We start from the raw sequence: 22996 nt of genomic DNA on the forward strand, positions 1-22996 counted from the left end.
TGACGAATGTAGTTAAGATATAAAACAGATATTTAAAAAGAGGTAAAGTGTTGGCAATATTTAAAAATCTGAAAGGGGATAAAGCCATCTGGGGACTCGTGGCCCTGCTGGCCCTTTTCTCATTTTTGCCGGTTTACAGCGCCAGTACCAACTTGGTCTACGTCAATGATGATGGAACCACTATTGGACATTTGGTAAAACATGGAGTGTTGTTGTTTTTGGGGTTCGGAATTATCTATGCGGTTCATCGCATACCCACCCACTACTTCAAGGGACTTTCCATAATAGCATTGCCCATCGTTCTCATTCTATTGGCATATACCCTAACTGTGGAAACCAAAATTGGGGGTGTCACGGCAAATAGATGGATCAAGATTCCCTTTGTTGGAGTCAACTTTCAGACCTCCACTTTGGCTTCTGTAGTATTGATGATTTGGGTGGCCAGATATCTTACCAAGATCAAGGATACGGTAATCACATTTAAGGAAAGCATTTTGCCACTTTGGTTACCAACTGCCCTAGTGGTCTTGTTAATACTACCAGAGAATTTCTCTACAGCGGCCATCATCTCTTTCATGGTATTGGTATTGTGTTTTTTGGGTGGATACCCGCTAAAATATCTGTTTAGTATTGTCGGTGCTGGGTTAGTGTTGGGAGCCATGTTTATGTTCGTGGTCTTCAAAACACCTGAAGTGATTCCCGGGCAGCGGGCCACAACCTGGAAATCGAGAATTGAGACCTTTTGGAGTCCCGAAAAAGCGGATAAGGATGATTTGCACCAGTTGACCTTGGCTAAAATTGCCATTGCAGAAGGTGGTGTGGTTGGAAAAGGAGCTGGAAAAAGTGTGATCAAGAACATGTTGTCCCAAAGCACCTCGGACTTCATTTTTGCAATCATCATTGAGGAGTATGGACTGCTGGGCGGGGGTGCATTGTTGTTTTTCTATTTGCTATTGCTGTTTCGGATTGTGGTGGTAGCCAATTCGGCCAAGACCATTTTTTCCAAGCTTTTGGTCATAGGTGTGGGCTTGCCTATCGTTTTTCAGGCCTTTATCAATATGGCGGTGGTGGTTCAGTTGTTTCCCGTAACTGGGCAGCCCTTACCGCTTATAAGTATGGGAGGAACTTCCATTTGGATGACTTGTATGGCCATTGGAATTGTGTTGAGTGCCAGCAATAAAAAAGAAAATTTGGAGGAGGAATCCTATGACATAGATGAAACCAATCCTTTAGAAGTATTAAGTGGGCAACTATAGGTTTATACTTTCTGGAGGAGGTACGGGAGGACATATTTATCCGGCCATTGCCATAGCTGGTGAGCTTAAAAAGAGGCATCCAAACGCAGAATTCCTTTTTGTGGGGGCCAAGGATAAAATGGAAATGGAAAAAGTACCGCAGGCCGGCTATAAAATAGAAGGGCTTTGGATAAGCGGATTACAACGGAAACTGACATTGAAAAATCTCATGTTTCCCTTTAAACTGATAAGTAGTTTGTTGAGAGCGCGCAACATAGTAAAAAGGTTTCAACCTGATGTAGCTATAGGCACCGGGGGGTTTGCAAGCGGACCGCTATTGCGAATGGCGGCAGGTTCCCGGGTGCCATGTGTGCTTCAAGAACAGAATTCCTATGCAGGAATAACCAATAAGATCTTGGCAGGCAAGGCCCAAAGTATTTGTGTGGCCTATGATGGAATGGAAAAGTTTTTTCCGAAGGAAAAGATTGTAAAAACAGGAAATCCGGTGCGGCAGGATTTGGTGAATTTGCAAGTAGGACAAAAACAGGCGCTGGAAACCTTTGGTTTGGACAGAGGAAGGAAGACGGTATTGATTCTTGGCGGAAGTTTGGGTGCTAGACGCATCAATCAGTTGATAGAACAAAAACTAGATTTTTTCAAACAACAAAACGTGCAGTTGTTGTGGCAATGTGGGAAACTGTACCATGATGAATACAAGAAATACGATTCGGATGGCGTAAGGGTCATGGCCTTCATCAACCAAATGGACCATGCTTATAGCGCAGCGGATTTTATTATTTCGCGATCCGGGGCCAGTTCCGTGTCTGAATTGTGTCTGGTAGGCAAACCTGTGATTTTTATCCCGTCGCCAAACGTGGCCGAAGATCACCAAACCAAAAATGCACAAGCATTGACATCAAAAAATGCGGCCTTGTTACTGAGAGAATCCGAATTGGAATCCAAGTTTGAAACCGCATTTGGCGAATTAAAGGAATCAGAGGAGAAACAAGCCGAGTTAAGCTCGAATATTAAAAAACTGGCTTTGCCTAAGGCCACTGAACATATTGTTGACGAAATAGAAAAGTTGCTCAAATGAACTTGAAGGACATAGATAACGTCTTTTTTATTGGTATTGGAGGCATTGGGATGTCTGCCTTGGCCCGCTATTTCAAGTATGTTGACAAGAAAGTAATGGGCTATGACAAAACACAATCGCCCATTACGGATGAGCTGATTGAAAGCGAAATTTTTGTCCATTTTAGGGATGAGGTGTATTTAATTCCAGACCTCTTCAAGAATCCGAAAAACACCTTAGTGGTATATACTCCTGCCGTTCCTAATTCGCATAGCCAATTGCAGTATTTCAAAAGAAATGGTTTTGAGGTTAAAAAGCGTTCGGAGGTACTGGGAATTATCACCAAGGATACTTTTTGCTTTGCAGTGGCAGGAACACATGGGAAAACCACTACCTCTTGCATATTGGCCCACTTGCTCAAAGAGACAGGTACTCCCTTGGTGGCATTTTTAGGGGGGATTTCGGAGGATTTCAACAGCAACTTTGTGTTGGAGGGGACCTCCCATGCCGTGGTGGAGGCTGATGAATTTGATCGGTCATTTTTGCAACTATCCCCCAATGTGGCCTGTGTAACCTCTATGGATGCGGACCACTTGGATATCTATGGAACCAAGGAGGAACTACATAAATCATTTCAGGATTTTGTGGCCAAAATAAAGCCTGGAGGTCATTTGTTTATTAGAAACGGCCTGCCCTTAAACGGCTATACTTATGGTATTGATGACCATTCAGACTATAGAATAGAAAATATTTCAATTGAACGAGGCACCTACATTTTTGACTTGATTACCCCATCTGAAGAGGTAAAGCAAGTACGTTTCAATAAACCGGGCAGGCATAACCTGCTCAATGGATTAGCGGCTTTTGCAATGGCGATGCAGGCTGGTTCCCCTCCGCATCGTCTTGCCGAAGCTTTAGGAACTTTTAAAGGCGTGCAGCGACGCTTTTCGTATCAAATTAAGGAAAAGGATTTTGTCTTTATTGATGATTATGCACATCATCCCACAGAAATCAATGCGGTTTATGATGCCATTCGGGAAATGCATCCAGAAGAAGAAGTGATGGCCATATTCCAGCCCCATTTATTTTCAAGGACCCAGGATTTTGGGGATGATTTTGCCAAAAGCCTTGCCAAATTCGATATCATTTTCTTGTTGGAAATCTATCCGGCCAGGGAAGAACCAATTGCTGGAATCAATTCGGAATGGCTATTGGACAAGATTCAAAACCCTCGAAAAAAATTGATTTCAAAATCCAACTTGATTGATGAGATAAAACAAAGTAAAACAGGGGTTTTGGTGACCATGGGAGCAGGTGATATTGGACTGGAAGTCCCCAAAATCAGAAAAGAATTGGCCTATGCGAGTTAACTGGAACAATATAAAACTGGGATTTTTGGGTATGGCGGTTATCGTCCTTTACGGGTTTGCCGATTATAGGAGTGACCAAAAAACAATAGACGATATATCCATTAAATTTTTGGGAGACAACAACTTATATCTCACAGAAGCTTCAGTTAATAAATTGTTAATACAAAATTATGGCACCGTAAAAAATAGGCCCAAAGAACAATTAGTTTTGAATACCATAGAGGAGGTATTACGGTCCAATGATATGGTAAAAAATGCCCAAGTCTATCTTACTGTAAACGGGGAACTTATATCCAAGATTGTTCAGCGAAAACCAATTGGAAGGGTAGAGGGAGTCTCCAAATTTTATTTGGATGATTTGGGAGAACGCATGCCGTTGTCCAAGCACCATTCCGCAAGGGTACCCATAATTACAGGGAAGATTACGGGGAAAACCTTGGAGGATGCCTATGTCATTTTGAATTATATCAACGAAGACGATTTTCTTAGGAAAAATGTCATCGGAATACATATTGAGGAAGAAGGGAAATATCAACTCAAGTTCCGCCTAGAGAATTTTGTGGTGAATTTGGGCGGGGTTGAGAACCTCGATGAGAAGTTCAAAAATTTTATGGCCTTTTATGCAAAAGCTACCAAGGATAAATCCTTGGAGAAATATGCAATAGTGAGTTTGGAATTCAGCAATCAGGTGGTTTGCACCAAAATTTAAAATATGGAACAGGGGAATTATTCAGTTGGATTGGACATTGGAACTACCAAGATCGTAGCGATCATTGGAAAGGAAAATGATTACGGAAAAATTGAAATTTTAGGAACCGGTAGATCCAAGAGTTTGGGTGTGCACCGTGGGGTGGTCAACAACATTACCCAAACCATTTCTTCCATCCAGCAAGCGGTGGAACAGGCAGAGTTGAATTCGGGTCTTAAAATTGGATCGGTTGTGGTAGGTATTGCCGGGCAGCATATAAGAAGCCTTCAACATAGCGACTATATCACCCGTCCCAATTCCGAGGAAGTCATAGATGATGATGATTTGGAAAAACTGTGCAACCAAGTGTACAAGTTGGTCATGCTTCCTGGGGAAGAGATTATCCATGTTTTGCCACAAGAATACAAAGTGGACGGTCAATCCGAGATTAAGGAGCCCAAAGGAATGTATGGCGGTCGATTGGAAGCCAATTTTCATGTAGTGGTAGGGCAGGTGTCCTCCATCAAGAATATTGGTCGATGCATCAAAAGCGCTGGACTTGATTTGGGAAACATCACCTTGGAACCCCTGGCGTCTGCAGAAGCAGTTTTAAGCCAAGAAGAAAAGGAAGCGGGAGTTGCCTTGATCGACATTGGAGGTGGAACTACCGATTTGGCCATTTTTAAGGATGGTATCATTCGACACACCTCTGTGATTCCTTTTGGAGGAAACGTAATCACCGAAGATATCAAGGAAGGTTGTTCCATTATTGAGAAACAGGCGGAGCTTTTGAAAATCAAATTTGGATCCGCATGGCCGGGAGAGAACAAGGATAACGAAATTGTTTCCATTCCTGGACTAAGAGGGCGCGAACCCAAGGAAATCACCCTGAAAAATCTTTCCAAGATTATCCATGCCAGAGTAGTGGAAATTGTGGAGCAGGTTTATGTGGAGATAAAAAATTACGGTCACGAAGAGCAAAAGAAAAAACTCATTGCCGGAATAGTTTTGACCGGTGGCGGAAGCCAATTGAAACATTTGAAACAATTGGTTGAATATATCACGGGAATGGACACCCGTATTGGGTATCCCAACGAACATTTGGCCGGTGATTCCGATGAGGAAATTGCCAGCCCATTGTATGCTACGGCCGTAGGGCTGTTGATGAACGCTTTGGAAACAACGAACAAGCAGCACGCGGTTGAGGAGGAAGCAGTTGTTGAAGAGGAAAAGGTACTTGTAGGCCAAGAGCACTCGGGAAGCACTTCCCACAAAGAACGCAAATCGATATTTGACAAATGGTCCGAGAAATTGAAGGACTTTTTGGATAACGCAGAATAATAACCCCATTAAAACGAAACACAACTGTCATGAGTAAGAGCACCGAATTTGACAACATCGCTTTTGATCTCCCCAAAAACAAGAGCAACGTAATTAAGGTAATCGGCGTTGGTGGAGGTGGTGGAAACGCCATCAATCACATGTTCCAGGCCGGAATCAACGGAGTGGACTTTGTCATCTGCAACACAGATGCGCAAGCCCTGCAAAACAGTCCAATTCCCAATAAAATCCAGTTGGGGGTTTCCCTAACGGAAGGATTGGGAGCCGGAGCCAATCCCGAAATTGGTGAGCAAGCAGCCTTGGAAAGCATGGAAGAGGTTAAGGGTATGCTGGAAAGCAATACTAAAATGGCATTTATCACCGCAGGAATGGGTGGTGGAACGGGGACAGGTGCTGCCCCGATCATAGCCAAGGTAGCGAGGGAGATGGATGTGCTTACCGTGGGGATCGTGACCATACCTTTTCAGTTTGAAGGAGCCATGCGTAATAAACAAGCGCAGGCTGGAATAGAAAAATTAAGGGCCAATGTGGATTCGTTGATCGTGATCAACAACAACAAGCTCCGTGAAGTTTATGGAAATTTGGGGTTCAAAGCAGGTTTTTCCAAAGCGGATGAAGTATTGGCAACGGCAGCAAGGGGTATTGCCGAAGTTATTACACACCATTACACCCAAAACATTGACCTTAGGGATGCTAAAACAGTGCTTTCCAATAGTGGTACGGCCATAATGGGCTCTTCTACGGCATCTGGGTCGGCAAGGGCCAGTGAGGCAATCATGAAAGCTTTGGATTCTCCCTTGTTGAACGATAACAAGATCAATGGAGCCAAAAATGTGCTATTGCTGATCGTTTCAGGAACTCAAGAAATTACCATTGATGAAATTGGGGAAATCAATGATTATATCCAGATAGAAGCGGGTCATAGTGCCAATATTATCATGGGTGTCGGGGAAGACGAGAATTTGGGAGATGCCATTGCGGTAACCGTAATTGCAACGGGATTTAATGTGGATCAACAAGACCATATAGTAAATACAGAGAGCAAAAAAGTGTTTTACACTTTGGAAGATGAGCAAACCGCTGAGCAAGAGTTGACCCCTGAAGCAACATCCGTACAAGAGATCAAATTGGAAAAACCTCCGGTCAAGGAGGAACCTGAGGTGGTGCGACATACCTTGGACATGGAGGAGGAAATCAGTGAACCTGAATTTGTTCCCCAAGAGGTAGAGTCAGATTTGATTCCGACCACCAACTACATCAGAAACTTCAATGTTTTCTATGAGGAGGTGGTTCCTGAGAATGTAGAAGATGATTTTGTAATCATTGAAGCCAAAAGTATCCTAAATGATATTGAGGTTGTTGATCCCGAAATTTTAGCACCAAAAGCCGAGGAAGACCAGTTTGCATTGACCTTTGATATGCCATTGAATGCCAGCGATCCAGAGGAAGATGAAACCCAGCATACCATTACTTTCGATTTGGATGACGATACCATCAAGGAAATTGATGTAGAGGAGTATGTAGAAGTAAAGCCAGTTTTGGAATACAACAAGCAAGGTGAAACTCGATATGATTTGGAGGAATACATGGAATTGGAGACACAACTGACGGGAGCAAAATCTGTTGCCGAGACCCATGAGCCTAAATTGGTGGAAAATGAATTGGTTTTTGAGAAAAAGACCATAAAACCGCAAGCTTCTACAGGAGATAATGCCTCTGGTAACCAAGACCCATTTAATAGCTCCATTAGTGATATGTTGAAGGACAGAGCTGATGAACGTAGAAAAAAACTGAAAAATTTCAATTATAAGTTTCAGAATAACAGAAACAGCATAGATGAAATAGAGAAGCAGCCAGCCTACAAAAGGCAGGGAGTAGATTTATCAGATACGCCCAAAGAGCAAAAGGTTTCCCGCACCACATTGAGTGAGGACAGCAATGACGAAATGCAGTTGCGTTCCAACAACTCTTTTTTGCACGATAATGTTGATTAGTAGTGTTTAAATTGTATCCATTTTAAATGGAAATGATAAGCCCGATAGTTAAGAGACTTTCGGGTTTATTTTTTTATCTTCGCAGCCCAAAATAATTTCAAATGGGTTTGCAGGAAAAAGTCATGACGGAAATGAAAGCGGCAATGAAGGCAAAAGATGCTGTTGCCCTTGAGTCATTGCGTGCTATAAAATCTGCCATTTTGCTGGCTAAAACAGATAAAGGTGCGGGAGGAGAGCTTTCTGAGGAAGATGAGATTAAATTGGTGCAGAAGTTGGTAAAACAGCGCAAGGACAGTGCTACCATCTTTACCGAGCAGGGAAGGGATGATTTAGCTGCTCCTGAGCTTGCCCAGGTTGCAGTTATTGAAAAGTTTTTGCCAGAACAATTGACTGAAGAGGAAATTGAAAAGGTGGTTGTCCAGACCATTGATGCAGTAGGTGCAGAAGGGATGAAAGATATGGGGAAAGTGATGGGAATGGTTTCCAAGGAATTGGCAGGTCAGGCAGACGGAAAGACCATTTCAAGTATTGTTAAGGCAAAATTGAGTTCATAAAATAAATTGGCCACGTAGCTCAGCTGAATAGAGCACTGGATTTCGGCTCCAGCGGTCGTAGGTTTGAATCCTACCGTGGTCACGAATAAGTAGTTCGACAAGAAAAAACGCCAAGCTTGCTTGAGCGTTTTTTTGTTTGAACTATTTTCAAAGCGGAGCTTTGTGAGGATATCCAATCCGTTGCATCGAAGTTCACTGATTTAAAGGAGGTCCTTGCTTGAGCGTTTTTTTGTTTGAACTATTTTCAAAGCGGAGCTTTGTGAGGATATCCAATCCGTTGCATCGAAGTTCACTGATTTAAAGGAGGTCCTTGCTTGAGCGTTTTTTTGTTTGAACTATTTTCAAAGCGGAGCTTTGTGAGGATATCCAATCCGTTGCATCGAAGTTCACTGATTTAAAGGAGGTCCTTGCTTGAGCGTTTTTTTTGTTTGAACTATTTTCAAAGCGGAGCTTTGTGAGGATATCCAATCCGTTTGATGGAAGTTCATCGGTGCAAAAAAGTCATCCTTAATCCATACATTATTTTCCTTTTTCCTTTGTTTGAATCCTGCTACCTTTAGCGACCAATTACAATCTGGACAATTATGCATTTGAGTGGAAAAAATATCCTTGGAAATCATCAATCGGCAGAAGGCGCAACTACTTTTTACGCCAACAATCCTGCAACAGGTGATGCACTGGAGGTTGCATTTACCGAAGCTACCCAAGCTGAGGTGGACAAGGCTGTGGAATTGGCTGAATCCGACTTTGACGTTTACAGACAAAAATCTGGTATGGAGCGAGCGGAATTTTTGGAGACCATAGCCTCTGAGCTTGCCAAAATTGAGACATCCCTTGTTGAAAGGTGCACGTTGGAAACTGGACTTCCAGAAGGCAGGCTAAAGGGCGAATTGGGAAGAACCACAGGACAGCTGAGATTATTTGCGAGTTTATTGCGCGAGGGTTCATGGGTTGATGCCAGGATAGACCATGCCAATCCCGATAGAACCCCAGTGCCCAAACCGGATACCCGTCAAATGCAAATAGCCCTGGGACCTGTTGGGGTCTTTGGTGCCAGTAACTTTCCTTTGGCTTTTTCCGTGGCGGGAGGAGACACGGCTTCTGCACTGGCAGCGGGCTGCCCAGTAGTCGTTAAAGCCCATCCTGCGCATCCTGGGACTTCGGAATTGGTGGGGCAAGCCATTGCAAATGCAGCCCAAACATGTAATATGCCCAATGGAGTCTTTTCATTGGTGCATGGGGCATCCATTGCTGTGGGTCAGGCCATAGTGAGGCATCCTTTGATCAAAGCCATTGGCTTTACAGGATCTTTTAGAGGCGGAAAGGCACTTTTTGACGAAGCTGCAAGACGCGAGGAACCCATTCCCGTATATGCCGAAATGGGAAGTTCCAATCCTGTTTTTATGTTACCGGGGGCATTGAAAGAGAATTTTGAAAGCTTGGCCGCTGGTCTAGCTGGCTCGGTGCAATTAGGCGTAGGTCAATTCTGTACCAACCCTGGAATTACCATTGTACCTAAATCAGAAGATGCAGCCAACTTTGAAAAGGAATTGGAGCAACAAATTTCAACTTCAGAGTCCGCTACCATGCTCACCGAGGCTATTCAAAAAAACTATGTTTCTGGTTTGGAGACCTTAAAATCGAAAAACGAAGTGACATCACTTGGTAGGGGGAACCAAACGGATGGCGGCGCACAGGGTACAGCGGAAGTGCTTACTGCTACCGCAGCGGATTTTATTGCCGACAAAGAAATGGAAGAAGAGGTTTTTGGACCTTCCACGCTTTTGGTCAAATCTGAAAACAAGGAGGAGATGCTTGAAATTGCCAAGAATCTCAATGGGCATCTAACAGCAACCGTACATGGTACCGATGATGATTTAAAGGAATATGCTGATCTACTCAAGTTGTTGGAAAGAAAGGTGGGTCGATTGCTCATCAATTCCTTTCCTACGGGAGTGGAGGTTTGCCATTCCATGGTTCATGGAGGGCCGTTTCCTGCAACATCGGATGCAAGGATGACTTCGGTCGGGACAGCGGCCATAACTCGATTTACGAGACCTATTTGTTATCAAGGTTTCCCCGATTCCCTGCTGCCAGATGAATTAAAGGACGGGAACCCACTTAACATTTTGAGGCTGGAAAACGGTACGTATCAATTACCAAAATCCTAAAGGGTAAGCTTACTCCTCTTCTTGCAAGGTCCTGATGTCGGCAATAAGCTGATGGATTGCTGTTTGTTGAGCCCGTTGTAGATTCCACGGATATGTCTCTTTGTATCAATGAGAACGAAGTTTTCCGCGTGGAGAAATTCGTCCATGGATTTTTAAAACCCTTGGTCTTCCTCAACAAAGTAGGCAAACCGTCCTAGGTTATAGATGTCCCTGCCCTCACCAGTGACCAAATGCCATTTGTTTGCCAAAACACCTTTGGTCTCGGCATAACGTTTTAGGATGGGTAATGAGTTTTATGAGCGCTCGACCTAAGTTTTAGATCTAACCTAAATACCAAGCAAATATGTCTCAGAAATTGATTGAAATAGCCAAAGAACAACGTGTTGGGGAATTTGATTTAAGTGGCATCCTTCCATTCCCAATTGTTAGTGGGGATGAAAGGAATCCCTTGGCGCAAAGACATAATATCATATATAATAAGCTCCTTGAAATAAGCTGGGAGATGGAAAAATTGAGGGATTGGTCTCAGATAGGTATTAAAACACTAGATAAGAAATCTTCAATCTATTAATATGAAAAGAATACTGATTTTAGCATTTTTCTTTACAGGAGCCCTCATGTATGGGCAATCCAAGCATGTAAACACCAAAAAAGGGTATGCGGCCAATGGCTATGACGTAGTCGCTTACTTTAATGGCAAGGCAGAGGAAGGAAGTAAAAAATACAAGGCAAACCATGCAGGGATTGACTATAAGTTTTCATCCGAGGAAAACCTGAATGCATTCAGGGCCAATCCAGATAGATTTGTTCCCCAGTATGGCGGATATTGTGCCTATGCCGTTGCGGTTTCGGGAAAAAGGGTCAACGTTAATCCTGAAACCTTTGAAATTCGGGATGATAAACTGTATTTATTTTATAATTCCGGAAACACGAATACTTTGGAACTTTGGTTAAAGGAATCCCCGGAAAAACTAAGAACCAAGGCGGATCAGAACTGGAATAATCTCATTGCCGATTAATCTTAAGCTTAGGTTAAATTTGGAATTCTTCGCGTGAAATTTGGTTTAGGCTGTTAGGTATGCCTATTTTAGAGACTATAATAAACAATGTTTTAGCGAACACTTGTTGTCAAATGGATAAGCACGCAAAGGTTGGTTTTTATGGCGTATTGATTAGCTTTTTGGGAGCATTGCCCTTGGGAACGCTTAACCTCACCGCCTTTGATATTGCAGCTTCCCAAGGTTTAACTGCCGCTATTTGGTTTGCACTGGCCGTGGTGCTTGTAGAGTTGACAGTGGTTAGACTTACCTTACTGGGAAATGAACACTTGCATTTTGGGGAGAAGTTTTCATCATATCTCATACTATTGGGAATTGTGTTGCTATTGTATCTGTCAATTTCCAGTTTTCAAGCTTCGATGCGTTTAGCAAATGTGGAACAACAAATCACGGCTTTGCCCAAGATAAGTTCGGCCTTTGTGCTAGGATTGTTGCTAAGTGCGCTGAATCCGTTACAAATCCCTTTTTGGATGACATGGAACAAGGTGCTCTCCAACAAAGGAGTGCTTAAAAGTACCAAGAGCCATTATAATTTTTACCTTGCTGGAATAGGTGTTGGATCCTTATCGGGTCTTGGGGTTTTTATTGCGGCAGGAAAATTCATTTTTGCCAACTACGGGAATTATGCCATGATTACCAACATATTTATGGGATTGCTCTATTTGGGCTTCGCTGTTTATCTCGGGTATTTGTTGCTTAAAAAACGTCTTAAACTAAAAATTCAATAAACCATATGTTCAGGTCTTCCATTAACACATTGGAACAATTCAAGGAAATTCTGCTGCAACTGCCAGAAGGATGCTATACACATTCTTGCGCTGTACTTTCCAACAGCAGTATAGGTCAACATACCCGCCATATCATTGAACTGTATCTATGTCTTCTCAAAGGATATCAGAATGCGGATGTTTCCTATGACAATCGGGAAAGGAACAAACGAATAGAACAGGAACTCCCATTTGCCATTGAGCAGCTTGATTTGATACAGGAACATCTGGAGAAACCGAACAAAGCCGTAAAGGTTACCTATGAACTCTGTGGGGAGAAAACTTGTCTGGAATCCAATTACTTTCGCGAGGTAATGTACAATCTGGAACATACCATTCATCACCACGCTTTGATTAAAGTAGGGATACAACATTTCACCCAAATGGAGCTTCCGGAATCGTTTGGAGTGGCCCCATCCACGCTTCAATACAGACAAGCATGTGTACAGTAAGCTATATATCACGACAGGGACGTTGCTTTATCACATCCAACAGGGATGAGCATATCTCCCGTCCGATAGCTTTGGAACCCCGTGAACAAATTGTCAATTCGGTTAAACTGTTGTTTCCAAAAGATCCTCAAGCTGGCGGTACTTGGTTTGCCATCAATGAATTTGGAGCGGTAGCCGTATTGTTGAATGGGGCCTTTGTGAACCACGAACGCAAATTACCCTATGATAAGAGCAGGGGCCTGATTTTGTTGGATGTAATAGCCAACTCGGAACCACAGGTAGTTTTACAGACCATGGAATTAAAACAGGTTGAACCCTTTACCTTGGTTTTGTATGTTGGTGTGGATTTACTGGAACTTCGATGGGATGGAGAAAAGAGACATCTAAAGCAGTTGGATGCTGGAAAAGACCATATCTGGTCCTCTGTGACTTTATATGATGAGAAGGCCATTGCTCGGCGCGAATCCTTGTTTGATGAATTCATAGCCACCACCGAAGAAATTACGGAGTCTAAAATTGTTGATTTCCATTCCAACAACAACCAGGATTTTGAAAACGGCTTTATTATCGACAGAAATACAGGTCTCAAAACTTTTAGCGTAACCCAAATGGTTTTGGATCAAGACCAAATGGCCATGCAACATTTTGATTTGCTGAATGATCGTAAATATTATATCCCATTTTCACCCAAAACATTGGAGACCTCAAAATGAGCTCGTGGAAGTTAAAATGGCATAAATTAACGCATTGGGAGTATTGGCCTCTGTGGGCCATATATTATCCCCTGTTCCCGGTATGGCTTTATTTTTCCTTGAAAGCCCGCTCCTTTTTCTTTTTCAATGCAGCTAATCCCTCTATGAAAAATGGAGGTATGGCCATGGAGTCCAAAATGGATATTTACAAGCTGATTCCCCAAGAACATATCCCTCAAACCCTGTTTGTTTCCAAGGAAGCGAATCCAGTCATGATGCTGGAGAACATTCTGGATAGTGGTATTTCGTTCCCGTTTATTGCAAAGCCGGATATTGGAATGAAGGCTTTCGGAGTTGAAAAAATACATAACAAGGATGAATTTCAGGGGTATTTTGCAAAGACGCCCGAGAATTTTTTAGTGCAAGAACTTATTCCACATACCAAGGAGGTGGGTATTTTTTATGTCCGTATTCCTGGGGAGAAAAACGGCAAAATCACAGGAATTGTATCCAAAGAGTTTTTGTCCGTTATTGGTGATGGCAAAAGTTCCATTGAGCAGCTCATCAAGAAAAATCCAAGAAGTCATTTGCAGCTAAAGGCGCTTCAGAAAAAGTTTGGAGCTGGCTTAAAACAGGTGTTGGCCAAGGACAAAGAATTTATCTTGGTGCCTTTCGGGAGTCACACCCGCGGAGCCAAATTTGTGGATATTACCCATAAACTAAATGAGGGGCTATCCAAAACCATTGATGGGATATGCTCCAGAATGAACGGCTTTTTCTATGGTCGTTTGGATGTCCTTTACCATTCTTTGGAAGACCTTGCGGAAGGCAAGAATTTCAGCATTATTGAAATTAATGGGGCAGGGGGAGAGGCCACGCATATTTATGACCCAAAACATTCCCTGTTTTTTGCTTGGAGGGAAATTACCAAGCATTGGAATTATATGAACAAAATCAGCATCCTGAACCACGAAATGGGTCACTCGTATTTGAGTTTTAAGGATGGAAGGCAAATGCTGCGGGCCAATGGCGCCCTGGAGGCCCAATTAAGGGTGATTTAAATGGACAAAAAAACACTTTTAGGTTTGTTTCTGTTAGTGGGGATGTGGTATTCGCATGGGCAGGAGACAGCAGTTGGTGTTTCTTTTCAAGTTTACCCGGCCGGTTTTATACCAACCTTGAATTTTGAACACACGGTAAACGAAAATACTTCCCTGCTGTTTAGGGTAGGAGCAAACTTTACTGATAGAAAAGATTTTAGTGATGTCAACATATCCGAAGAAGGTGATGGTTTTGGGGGCACTCTGGGGCTTAGGAAACACTTTCCCTCTGGTAGCGGAAAGTTTATTACGGGTCTAAACTTGGATGTTTGGAGTATGCATATCGATTGGACGGATATGGGCCCTGCAGATGGAATCATTTCGGGAAGGACCTATATTTTTGTGGTTCAGCCTTGGTTGGAAGGAGGATACTTTTTGCCTTTCAAAAAGTCGAATTCAGAGATTGGACTTACGCTGGGGTTTGGTAGGGAAATCAATGCCATTACCAGTGGTGAAGAAGTGGAACAAGGCTTTATTGCAAGTATATCCCTGCAGTATATGATTTTACTCTAGATTTTTATAACGCGCCAAGGCCTCTTGGAAAAATTGCACCGCCATCTTCTCGGTTAAACCGGATACGGGCAATACTGCACCCTTGAATGCATCATTTACCCATTTACCACGAGTCAGGGATTTGAAGGCCCAGGTGCGGAGGGCGTCGTGGCCGCCGCGATACCCGCTAATATATAGGTAAAGGTCATCAACAAGAGTGTCGGGGATGGCCATGCCTAAGCCAATCGACTTTCCAGAACCGTCATTTAAGGCCGTAAAGGCCCCCGTATCAAAATGGTGTGGCCAGATTCGGATTTCCGAAACCAATTCTTCCTTTTCCAGAAAAGAAGCCAAAGCCTGTTGTGCCAAGGTTCTGGATTGAATTAGATGCTCTACTTGATCTGCATTGGACAACTCAAATTTGGAATTTTTGTCCATACTATAGGGCAGCGAATAGTGCAAATCAAAATGATAAGGAGGTAAGCCCAATTGTTCTGCCGTTCTCTTCAACCATGTTACAACTTCCTCATGACCTTTCCCTTTTAAATCCAGGGAAAGTGCTTCTTTGGAAGACCACTCTAAAGCAAACTCTCGGTAGTTCAAGCATAATTGCGTTCCGGCTGAATCCAGTGGCCAGGTTTCCAAGCGAGCTTTGTTGATCGAAAAACCAAGATTGGTATGGCTATCATCCGCTTTTTTCTCCAAGAAACTGATACCGGCAGTGGCTAGGTATTGGGCGGCAAGATGCAATTGTTGAAGCATTTCCATGGCTATATTTTATAGGTACTCCCTTAAAAATACGGAATTTTGGAATGCGTTTGAAGCGGTTGCCAGACTTTGGACTGACTCAGGATTTCTGCACCAATTGCATTTTTTCTACAATGCTGTTGATGATGATGGGAGCGTGAATTCTTGAATTCTCAATAAACCATTTATGGGTTTCCATACCCCCGCAGATCACCCCGGCCAAAAACAAACCTTCAACATTGGTTTCCATGGTATCGGGATTGTAATTGGGAAGTTTTTTATCGTCATCGGATAACTCAATGCCCAATTGCTCCAAAAACTTAAAGTTGGGCATGTAACCAGTCAGGGCCAGCACAAAGTCGTTTTGGAGATTAAGCTCTCCTTCTGGGGTATTTATAATGATTTCGGTCTCTTTTATTTCCTTGATATTGGAATTGTAATAGGCCTTTATACTCCCCTCCTTAATCCGATTAATGATATCGGGCCTCACCCAATATTTAACCCGTTGCCCCACCTCTGGACCACGGATGATCAGGGTTACTTCGGCACCTTTGCGCCAGCATTCAAGTGCTGCATCTATGGCCGAATTGCTAGCACCCACAATGGCCAGTTTTTGACTGGCATAAAAATGGGGATCCTTGTAGTAATGGGATACTTTGGGTAGATCTTCTCCTGGAACATTTATCTTGTTGGGGAGATCGTAAAATCCTGTAGCCATAATAATGTGTTTCCCTCTGTATTCGGATTTATCTGTTTGAACCCAAAATTCATCCACTTCCTTTTTGACCTGGACCACTTTTTCGAAAAGATGGATGTTTAATTGGTTGGAAGTGACAATTCTCCGGTAGTATTCCAGAGCTTCGTTGCGTTTGGGCTTGGCCTCCTTACTGATAAAGGGGATTTCGTCAATCTCCAGTTTTTCCGAAGAAGAAAAAAATTGCATGTTGATGGGGTAGTTGAACAGCGAATTTACAATAGGGCCTTTCTCGATGATCAAATACGTTAAGCCTTGCTTTTTTGCCTCCAGCCCACAAGCGATGCCAATGGGACCACCACCAACAATAAGTATATCAAAATTCTCCTGCATTATGCAATCTGTTCTTTTAAAGCTTTTATGGTCGCGGTTGGATCATCACTCTTAAAAACAAAGCTTCCAGCCACTAGTACATCTGCCCCAACTTCAACTAACTTCTTGGCATTGGTCGCATTTACCCCTCCATCAATTTCAATGAGGGTGTTGGAATTCTTTTGTTCAATCAGATTTTTTAGGTCTGCAACTTTTTGATAGGTGTTTTCAATAAAGGATTGCCCACCAAATCCTGGATTTACACTCATTAGGCAAACCAAATCAATATCTTGGATGGTGTCTTCCAATAGTTTTATGGAGGTGTGTGGATTCAATGCCACCCCAGCTTTCATGCCTTCGGCCTTAATGGACTGAAGGGTTCGGTGCAAATGATTACAGGCTTCGTAATGTACCGTCAAATTATTGGAACCTAAATCCGCAAAGGTTTTGATATATCGATCAGGGTCAACGATCATTAAATGTACATCCAAGGTTTTTTGGGTGTGTTGTGCCATGGACTTGATAACGGGCATCCCGAACGAAATGTTTGGGACAAAAACCCCATCCATTACATCCAAATGAAACCAATCGGCCTCACTTTGGTTTACCATTTCAATATCTCGTTGTAAGTTGGCAAAGTCGGCTGCCAAAAGGGAAGGTGCAACTAATTTTTTATGCATCGGAATAAAACTTACACAAAAATAGCGAAATGATCTGGCTTTAAACCTTGGGGAGAAAGTTTACTATAACCAATAGGTGACCTTCAACACCACAGACCTGTTTTTGATTCCCAATCCGGCAGTATCATGGTTTTCATTATAAATTAGGAAAATGTCGGACATGGGACTGTAACGCCATTGCAGACGTGAAAAAACACTCACGTTGTCGCCTTGGGTATTGTATTGCACCACGTTACGAAGAAATAGTTTGTTGGAAAAGCTAATGTCCCCATTGAACCGCATTAGATGAATCTTGTCCTCACCATAACCTTCGGCCAAACGGATGTCGTTGTAATCGTATGTAATCCCAAAACTACCCCATGGTCTTAGTCGGTATGAGGCTTCCACCATGGCTCCGTTACGTGTTCCATTGAAGAATTGCCCGTACGCAAGGTTGGCTTTCCAGACAAACTTTTTGCGCACATCCGAGCTGTAGCGAAGTTCTCCCCACGGAAAGTTATATTCGCCAATAGGAATGGGCGTAAAATCATCTCCCAACAGAGATGTGGGAAACAACAGGTCCACTTTTCTAAAGCGGGAAAGGACGACCAAGCGTGCCGTGTTCCGGTATTCAAAGTCCCAACCCAGGTTGTTCTGACTTTCGTTAAATGTTCCGTCAGAATTGAGATAAAGGTTGTGCCAAGTTCTTAGCCCGTGGTAGTTTAGTTTTTTGTTTTCATCTTCTATAAAAGTCAAATACCGTAGCCATGGGTTGATCAAGGTGTAACCCAATCGCACAGTTTCCTCGGTCTCGGCGTTGTAGTTCTCCAATCGCGGATTGATTCCCAATTCTGTGATGTAATTGTCCCCAACAACATTGAGGGTCCAGCCAGTCCGTAAACGCTTGGAGCTGTAGTAACCATCAAAACCGTAAAAGTGGGTGTCTTTGTAATTTTCAGGTGTAATGGAGGTGTGGTACAAAAAGGTAGTGTTCAGTTTCCCACTTTCAGACACATAACTGAATTCCAATCCAGCATTCCTGGAGTACTCCAATTCTTGGGTATTGCTGGTGGCCTGCCGATTGATAAATATGCCTTTGATTACGGACCGTTTCAAGACTTTTTGCTGAAATGCACCAACGCTGTAGTTTTGTGCAGCAAATTCCCCGGTTTGTCGGGTTTGAACGTTCATTACTCCAATACGTAGGTTAGGGGAGATGTTACCCGTCAATCGTCCACCAAAATCAATGGGAATGGCTTCCCCGTCCATAATTCCAATTCTTCTGGAGAAAAAGGGTTTTACGTCATAGGTTCCAAAATTGGAAAATACATCATTATTTTCCAGAAAGAAGTTTCGTTGTTCGGGCAGAAATATGTTGAATCGGGTAATATTGGTCACTTGTTGGTCTACATCGGCATTGGAAAAGTCCGGAAATAGGGTCAAATCCAAGTTGAGGTTACTGGTCAGTGCGATTTTGACTTCCCCGCCCAAATCACTGTTCAACTGGGCTTCCAATTCTTCACTGTCTTCAAAATCACGAATGGATGAGGAGGTCACATAGGGATTAAAAATAAAAGTGCCTTTTGCCTTTTCGGGACTTCGGTCCCATTGCAGGGAGCCCATGTAATTCATGCTTACCCCATTAAAGTTCACAGGAAACTGCGTCCATGTGGTATAGGCATTGTTATGCTTGTCTCCCCTAATAAAGTTGATGCCCCAAGTGCTTTGGTTTGGGTTGTAGCGCAGGGTTTTGAACGGGATGGCCATTTCAACAAGCCAATATCCCGGATATTCTGCCGTTTTGGAGGCCCATTTATTGTCCCAATTCTCGGATAAATAGGTCAGTGATCCCTCAATGGTTAGGCTACCTTCTGTTTCGGCACCACCAGCGGTAACCCCAAAAAAGAATCCACTTTGTTTGGTGTTCACTGGATCCAGCACCAGGGAGAAATTATCACTGCCCCAGTAGTCCTCGTCACTATCCCTTACCAAGGATTGCACAATACGTTCCCCATTGTCAAAACACTTGGCCAAAAGGTATAGGTTCTGATCATCGTAGGTCAGTTTTACTTCGGTTTGGTTTTGGGCCTGACCTACATCTGAGGGCCAATGATTGAAAAATTGGCTCACCGGCATATGATTGTCCCATTCGTTTTCCCCTATGGCAGCATCCAAGGTAATAGGATGCGTAGTTTTTTTGATGTGGTATTGGTACTGCGCCCTCGTATCGACACTGCCATTTTGGGAAAAACCAAGTATTGGAACTAATAAAAGCAGGTGTGGCCAAATGGTTTTCATGAACCGTTCGTTTTTTGATGATACCAAAGAACAACCTCGCTGAAAGCAATAACAAATGCATCTTGGGAATGTAGGGCAGGTGCTTGCAAATGACGCCCAAGGGCAGTTTGGTGCCGAAAACGACTAAAAAGAGGCTGAAAATGCAAAAGAAGGGCCGTTTGGGACGGAATTAAGGAATGCTTAACAGTAAAAAGCCCTAAACGTTAAAGGTATGTTAGCTGGATTTTTTCTGCAAAACGTCAAGCGCGTGGGATCGGTAATTTCTACCAATGGGAAGCTCTTTCCCATTTACCTCTACCATAATACTGTTGAAAGCGGTGACTTTATCCAAGGCAACAATAAAGGATCTATGGGTTCTAATGAAGTGGTTTTTCGGCAATTTTTCTGCCAGATAACCTATGCGTTGGGTAGTCTGAATCTGGGACTTGGAAGTATGAATAATGACTTTGTCATTTAAACTTTCCAAATAGCTGATGTCCGCTAAGTCCAGCTTTACAATTTTACGCTGGGCTTTGATGTATAGCAATTCGGGTTCTTCTGGAGCAGGGTTGGAGGTGGAGGTTTCCTGGATGGGTTCGTTGGATCCCTGCCCATTTGCACCATTCAGGTACTTATTGGCCTTGGCAACCGTTTTCATAAACCTGCTAAGGGATATGGGTTTTAGCAAGTAATCTATGGCGTCCAGTTCAAATGCCTTAATGGCGAACTCCCTATAGGCAGTGGTAAATACTACCAGCGGAACTGGATTCAGCGATTCCAATAGCTCCAATCCGTTGATTTTGGGCATTTTTATGTCCAAAAAAACCAAATCAATTTGCTGTTTTTGAAGGTGACCGAAAGCTTCAACGGCATTGGCGCACACCGCCACAACCTCCAGCTGGTCAATTTGGTTGGCATATCCTTCCAACACATCCCTGGCCAAAGGTTCGTCATCAACAATAATACATTTGATTTTTGTGGTCATAACTTGTTGCGAAGTTAGGAACTAATATCACTTAGGTCAATTTCCAGTTTGACCAAAAAACTATCGGGTTCCTCTAGGATTTTAAGCTGGTGTTTTTCGGGGAAGAAAAGATCTAAGCGTCTCCTTACATTTTTTAGTCCGATGTTTTTGTCGCTATCCAAATTTTCTTCCAGAGCCATGGTGGCCTTGCTGTTCTCCACCATAAATTGCAATTGCTGGTTTTCCAGCTTAAGGTCAATTTTGATCCACGAATCAGAGAGCAAACTATCGGCCCCATGTTTAAAGGCATTTTCCACAAAAGGCAAGAGAAGCAAAGGTGGAATGAGGCTTTCTTTGTTGTCATCCTTAATGGTGGCTGAAATGGAAAGTTGGTCGCCATAGCGCAATCGTTCCAATTCCACCAGGTTCATCAGTTGTTCCCACTCTTTATCCACGGTAATGAACTTGTCGTTGCAATCGTATAGCATATAATCCAGGAACTTGGATAACCCCAATACCGCATCCGGGGTTTTGGTGGATTTTGCCAAGGACAAGGAGTAAATACTGTTGAGCGTATTAAATAGAAAATGCGGGTGTATTTGTGCCTTGAGAAACTTCAGTTCCGTTTCCACTTTTTCCTTTTCAAGTGCTTTGTTGATTTGATCCTTTTGATAAAAAAAGCGTTGCAATTTAATGGACATGGCCACAAAAACAGGCGTGTAAACCCTAATCAGGGAGTTCAGTATTTTTGGGAAATACCAAACCGGGTCCTTCCAGTGTTCTTCCTCGAAATAAAACCATGGATAGATATAACGCCAAGTCATGTACCGATCAATCAAAGCCATACTAATGGCCAAGATTACGGAAAGCAAGATGTATATGCCCATTTTCTTGTGATACAAGTATTTGGGCATTAGGTAGTACAAGGTGATGTAGGTGGGGATTATTTTCCATGGGAGTAGAAACAATACCTGCAGAAACTGGTCAAAATAGTTGTCTTCATAACTGCCCCAAAAGACCGTAAAGAACAAGATATACCCCAACCAAAACAGCAGGTGGTAGTAAATCCGGTTTTTTGTGTACAGCGCTTTGTCTATCATGAACTTGGATAATACTTTTTGAATATCATAAACGGTGCGAAAATTACAAATTAGCACCCATTTTTAGGGAATTTGGACCGTAGATAACCCGTTTGTAACGCTAAATGTTTGTTTCTTAACGGGAACGGAATGGTATAAAATGAAAAAACTCCGGTAATCAGCCGGAGTTTATTCATCAATCAAAAAACGAACAGTCATGATAAACTGTTGTAGGATTACAAATTACAACTTTCTTGCCAAAAAAACAATTTGGGCTTTATTTAACTGTAATTTGTACGGATAATCCTATAGTTATCCCAAATAAGTCTTTAAAATTTTGCTTCTAGAGGTATGTTTTAACCTTCTAATAGCTTTTTCCTTAATCTGACGAACCCTTTCCCTGGTAAGGTCAAAAGTCTCACCAATTTCTTCCAATGTCATGGAATGTTGCCCGGCCAAACCAAAATAAAGGCGGATAACATCGGCCTCTCTTGGCGTCAAGGTCTCCAAGGCACGCTCTATCTCGGTGCGCAAAGACTCGTGCAACAATTCTTTATCTGGATTTGGGGATTCCCCACTTCGCAATACATCATAAAGATTGGAATCTTCCCCGTCAATCAAAGGGGCATCCATGGATACGTGTCGTCCTGAATTTTTCAAGGATTGCTTTACGTCTTCCACAGTCATGTCCAATTCCTTGGCAATTTCCTCAGCAGAAGGAACACGCTCATGGGCTTGCTCCAAAAAGGCAAAGGTCTTATTGATTTTGTTGATGGAACCAATCTTGTTCAAAGGCAAGCGAACAATACGGGACTGCTCTGCCAATGCCTGTAGAATGGACTGACGAATCCACCAAACGGCGTACGAAATGAACTTAAATCCACGGGTTTCATCAAAACGCTGTGCAGCCTTGATGAGTCCCAAATTTCCTTCATTGATCAAATCAGGAAGGGTCAATCCTTGGTTTTGGTACTGTTTTGCTACCGAAACCACGAACCTGAGGTTGGCTTTAGTTAATTTTTCCAAGGCTATCTGGTCTCCCGCTTTGATTCGTTGTGCCAATTCCACTTCCTCATCGGCTGTGATCAAATCCACCTTACCGATTTCCTGCAAATACTTGTCCAACGACGCGGTTTCCCTATTGGTAACCTGTTTTGTGATCTTTAACTGTCTCATCTAATTTTCCCTTCTTTTATAATTTTAGAACCGAAGCTC

The 22996-nt window shown here is 42.8% G+C and carries 22 protein-coding genes and 1 tRNA gene; 16 read left to right on the plus strand and 7 right to left on the minus strand.

What is annotated here, in order from left to right:
* Window positions 1-47 precede the first annotated feature (47 nt).
* The 16 genes from ACO6S0_RS02085 (at window position 48) to ACO6S0_RS02160 (ending at window position 15010) form a co-directional block, all read left to right on the plus strand.
* Window positions 48-1256 carry an FtsW/RodA/SpoVE family cell cycle protein gene (locus ACO6S0_RS02085; protein WP_422350389.1) on the plus strand — a complete coding sequence of 403 codons (1209 nt, stop codon included), beginning with the start codon at window positions 48-50 and terminating at the stop codon, window positions 1254-1256.
* Window positions 1243-2331: an undecaprenyldiphospho-muramoylpentapeptide beta-N-acetylglucosaminyltransferase gene (gene murG / locus ACO6S0_RS02090; protein WP_422350390.1), complete on the plus strand. Its 1089-nt coding sequence runs from the start codon at window positions 1243-1245 to the stop codon at window positions 2329-2331. The genes ACO6S0_RS02085 and murG overlap by 14 nt, the downstream gene beginning before the upstream one ends.
* Window positions 2328-3680, plus strand: a complete 1353-nt coding sequence (gene murC / locus ACO6S0_RS02095; RefSeq protein WP_422350391.1) for a UDP-N-acetylmuramate--L-alanine ligase — start codon at window positions 2328-2330, stop codon at window positions 3678-3680. Before murG ends, murC begins: the two co-directional genes overlap by 4 nt.
* Window positions 3670-4389: a cell division protein FtsQ/DivIB gene (locus tag ACO6S0_RS02100; protein ID WP_422350392.1), complete on the plus strand. Its 720-nt coding sequence runs from the start codon at window positions 3670-3672 to the stop codon at window positions 4387-4389. The genes murC and ACO6S0_RS02100 overlap by 11 nt, the downstream gene beginning before the upstream one ends.
* Before the next feature lie 3 nt (window positions 4390-4392).
* Window positions 4393-5709, plus strand: a complete 1317-nt coding sequence (gene ftsA / locus ACO6S0_RS02105; protein ID WP_422350393.1) for a cell division protein FtsA — start codon at window positions 4393-4395, stop codon at window positions 5707-5709.
* Between the two features lie 29 nt (window positions 5710-5738).
* Complete coding sequence (ftsZ, locus tag ACO6S0_RS02110; protein WP_422350394.1) at window positions 5739-7703, plus strand: cell division protein FtsZ; 1965 nt, start codon at window positions 5739-5741, stop codon at window positions 7701-7703.
* A gap of 101 nt (window positions 7704-7804) precedes the next feature.
* The gene (locus ACO6S0_RS02115) at window positions 7805-8257 is read left to right on the plus strand and encodes a GatB/YqeY domain-containing protein (RefSeq protein WP_420398830.1); all 453 of its coding nucleotides are present in this window, start codon (window positions 7805-7807) and stop codon (window positions 8255-8257) included.
* Window positions 8258-8265: 8 nt separating this feature from the next.
* Window positions 8266-8339: transfer RNA gene (locus ACO6S0_RS02120), tRNA-Arg, on the plus strand.
* Window positions 8340-8841: 502 nt separating this feature from the next.
* Window positions 8842-10428, plus strand: a complete 1587-nt coding sequence (locus tag ACO6S0_RS02125; protein WP_422350395.1) for an aldehyde dehydrogenase (NADP(+)) — start codon at window positions 8842-8844, stop codon at window positions 10426-10428.
* A 343-nt stretch (window positions 10429-10771) separates the two neighbouring features.
* Window positions 10772-10999, plus strand: coding sequence for a hypothetical protein (locus tag ACO6S0_RS02130; RefSeq protein WP_422350396.1), 228 nt, complete (start codon window positions 10772-10774; stop codon window positions 10997-10999).
* Window position 11000: 1 nt separating this feature from the next.
* Window positions 11001-11447 (plus strand): YHS domain-containing (seleno)protein, encoded by a 447-nt coding sequence (locus tag ACO6S0_RS02135; RefSeq protein ID WP_422350397.1) that lies wholly within the window; start codon window positions 11001-11003, stop codon window positions 11445-11447.
* A gap of 113 nt (window positions 11448-11560) precedes the next feature.
* Entirely contained in the window at window positions 11561-12214 is a 654-nt protein-coding gene (locus tag ACO6S0_RS02140) for a LysE family transporter (RefSeq protein ID WP_422350398.1), read from the plus strand.
* 5 nt (window positions 12215-12219) lie between these two features.
* Window positions 12220-12705, plus strand: coding sequence for a DinB family protein (locus ACO6S0_RS02145; RefSeq protein ID WP_422350399.1), 486 nt, complete (start codon window positions 12220-12222; stop codon window positions 12703-12705).
* A complete protein-coding gene (locus ACO6S0_RS02150) occupies window positions 12693-13418 on the plus strand; it encodes an NRDE family protein (RefSeq protein WP_422350400.1) in 726 nt (241 codons plus the stop codon). Before ACO6S0_RS02145 ends, ACO6S0_RS02150 begins: the two co-directional genes overlap by 13 nt.
* Entirely contained in the window at window positions 13415-14458 is a 1044-nt protein-coding gene (locus ACO6S0_RS02155; protein WP_422350401.1) for a D-alanine--D-alanine ligase, read from the plus strand. The genes ACO6S0_RS02150 and ACO6S0_RS02155 overlap by 4 nt, the downstream gene beginning before the upstream one ends.
* Entirely contained in the window at window positions 14459-15010 is a 552-nt protein-coding gene (locus ACO6S0_RS02160) for a hypothetical protein (protein WP_422350402.1), read from the plus strand. It begins immediately after the preceding gene.
* On the opposite strand, the gene ACO6S0_RS02165 is transcribed toward ACO6S0_RS02160, so the two are convergent.
* The 7 genes from ACO6S0_RS02165 to ACO6S0_RS02195 all read right to left on the minus strand — a co-directional run bounded on the left by ACO6S0_RS02165 (window position 15002) and on the right by ACO6S0_RS02195 (window position 22957).
* A complete protein-coding gene (locus ACO6S0_RS02165) occupies window positions 15002-15751 on the minus strand; it encodes a hypothetical protein (protein ID WP_422350403.1) in 750 nt (249 codons plus the stop codon). The genes ACO6S0_RS02160 and ACO6S0_RS02165 overlap by 9 nt on opposite strands.
* A gap of 85 nt (window positions 15752-15836) precedes the next feature.
* Complete coding sequence (locus ACO6S0_RS02170) at window positions 15837-16823, minus strand: YpdA family putative bacillithiol disulfide reductase (RefSeq protein ID WP_422350404.1); 987 nt, start codon at window positions 16821-16823, stop codon at window positions 15837-15839.
* Window positions 16823-17482, minus strand: coding sequence for a ribulose-phosphate 3-epimerase (rpe, locus tag ACO6S0_RS02175; protein WP_422350405.1), 660 nt, complete (start codon window positions 17480-17482; stop codon window positions 16823-16825). The genes ACO6S0_RS02170 and rpe overlap by 1 nt, the downstream gene beginning before the upstream one ends.
* A 63-nt stretch (window positions 17483-17545) precedes the next feature.
* The gene (locus ACO6S0_RS02180) at window positions 17546-19759 is read right to left on the minus strand and encodes a DUF5916 domain-containing protein (RefSeq protein WP_422350406.1); all 2214 of its coding nucleotides are present in this window, start codon (window positions 19757-19759) and stop codon (window positions 17546-17548) included.
* 214 nt (window positions 19760-19973) lie between these two features.
* Window positions 19974-20723 (minus strand): LytR/AlgR family response regulator transcription factor, encoded by a 750-nt coding sequence (locus ACO6S0_RS02185; RefSeq protein WP_422350407.1) that lies wholly within the window; start codon window positions 20721-20723, stop codon window positions 19974-19976.
* Window positions 20724-20737: 14 nt separating this feature from the next.
* The gene (locus ACO6S0_RS02190; protein ID WP_422350408.1) at window positions 20738-21802 is read right to left on the minus strand and encodes a sensor histidine kinase; all 1065 of its coding nucleotides are present in this window, start codon (window positions 21800-21802) and stop codon (window positions 20738-20740) included.
* 291 nt (window positions 21803-22093) lie between these two features.
* Window positions 22094-22957, minus strand: coding sequence for a sigma-70 family RNA polymerase sigma factor (locus ACO6S0_RS02195; protein ID WP_073180565.1), 864 nt, complete (start codon window positions 22955-22957; stop codon window positions 22094-22096).
* Window positions 22958-22996 lie beyond the last annotated feature (39 nt).

Source organism: Flagellimonas sp., from assembly GCF_965233845.1.
In the GTDB taxonomy this organism is placed as follows: Bacteria; Bacteroidota; Bacteroidia; order Flavobacteriales; family Flavobacteriaceae; genus Flagellimonas.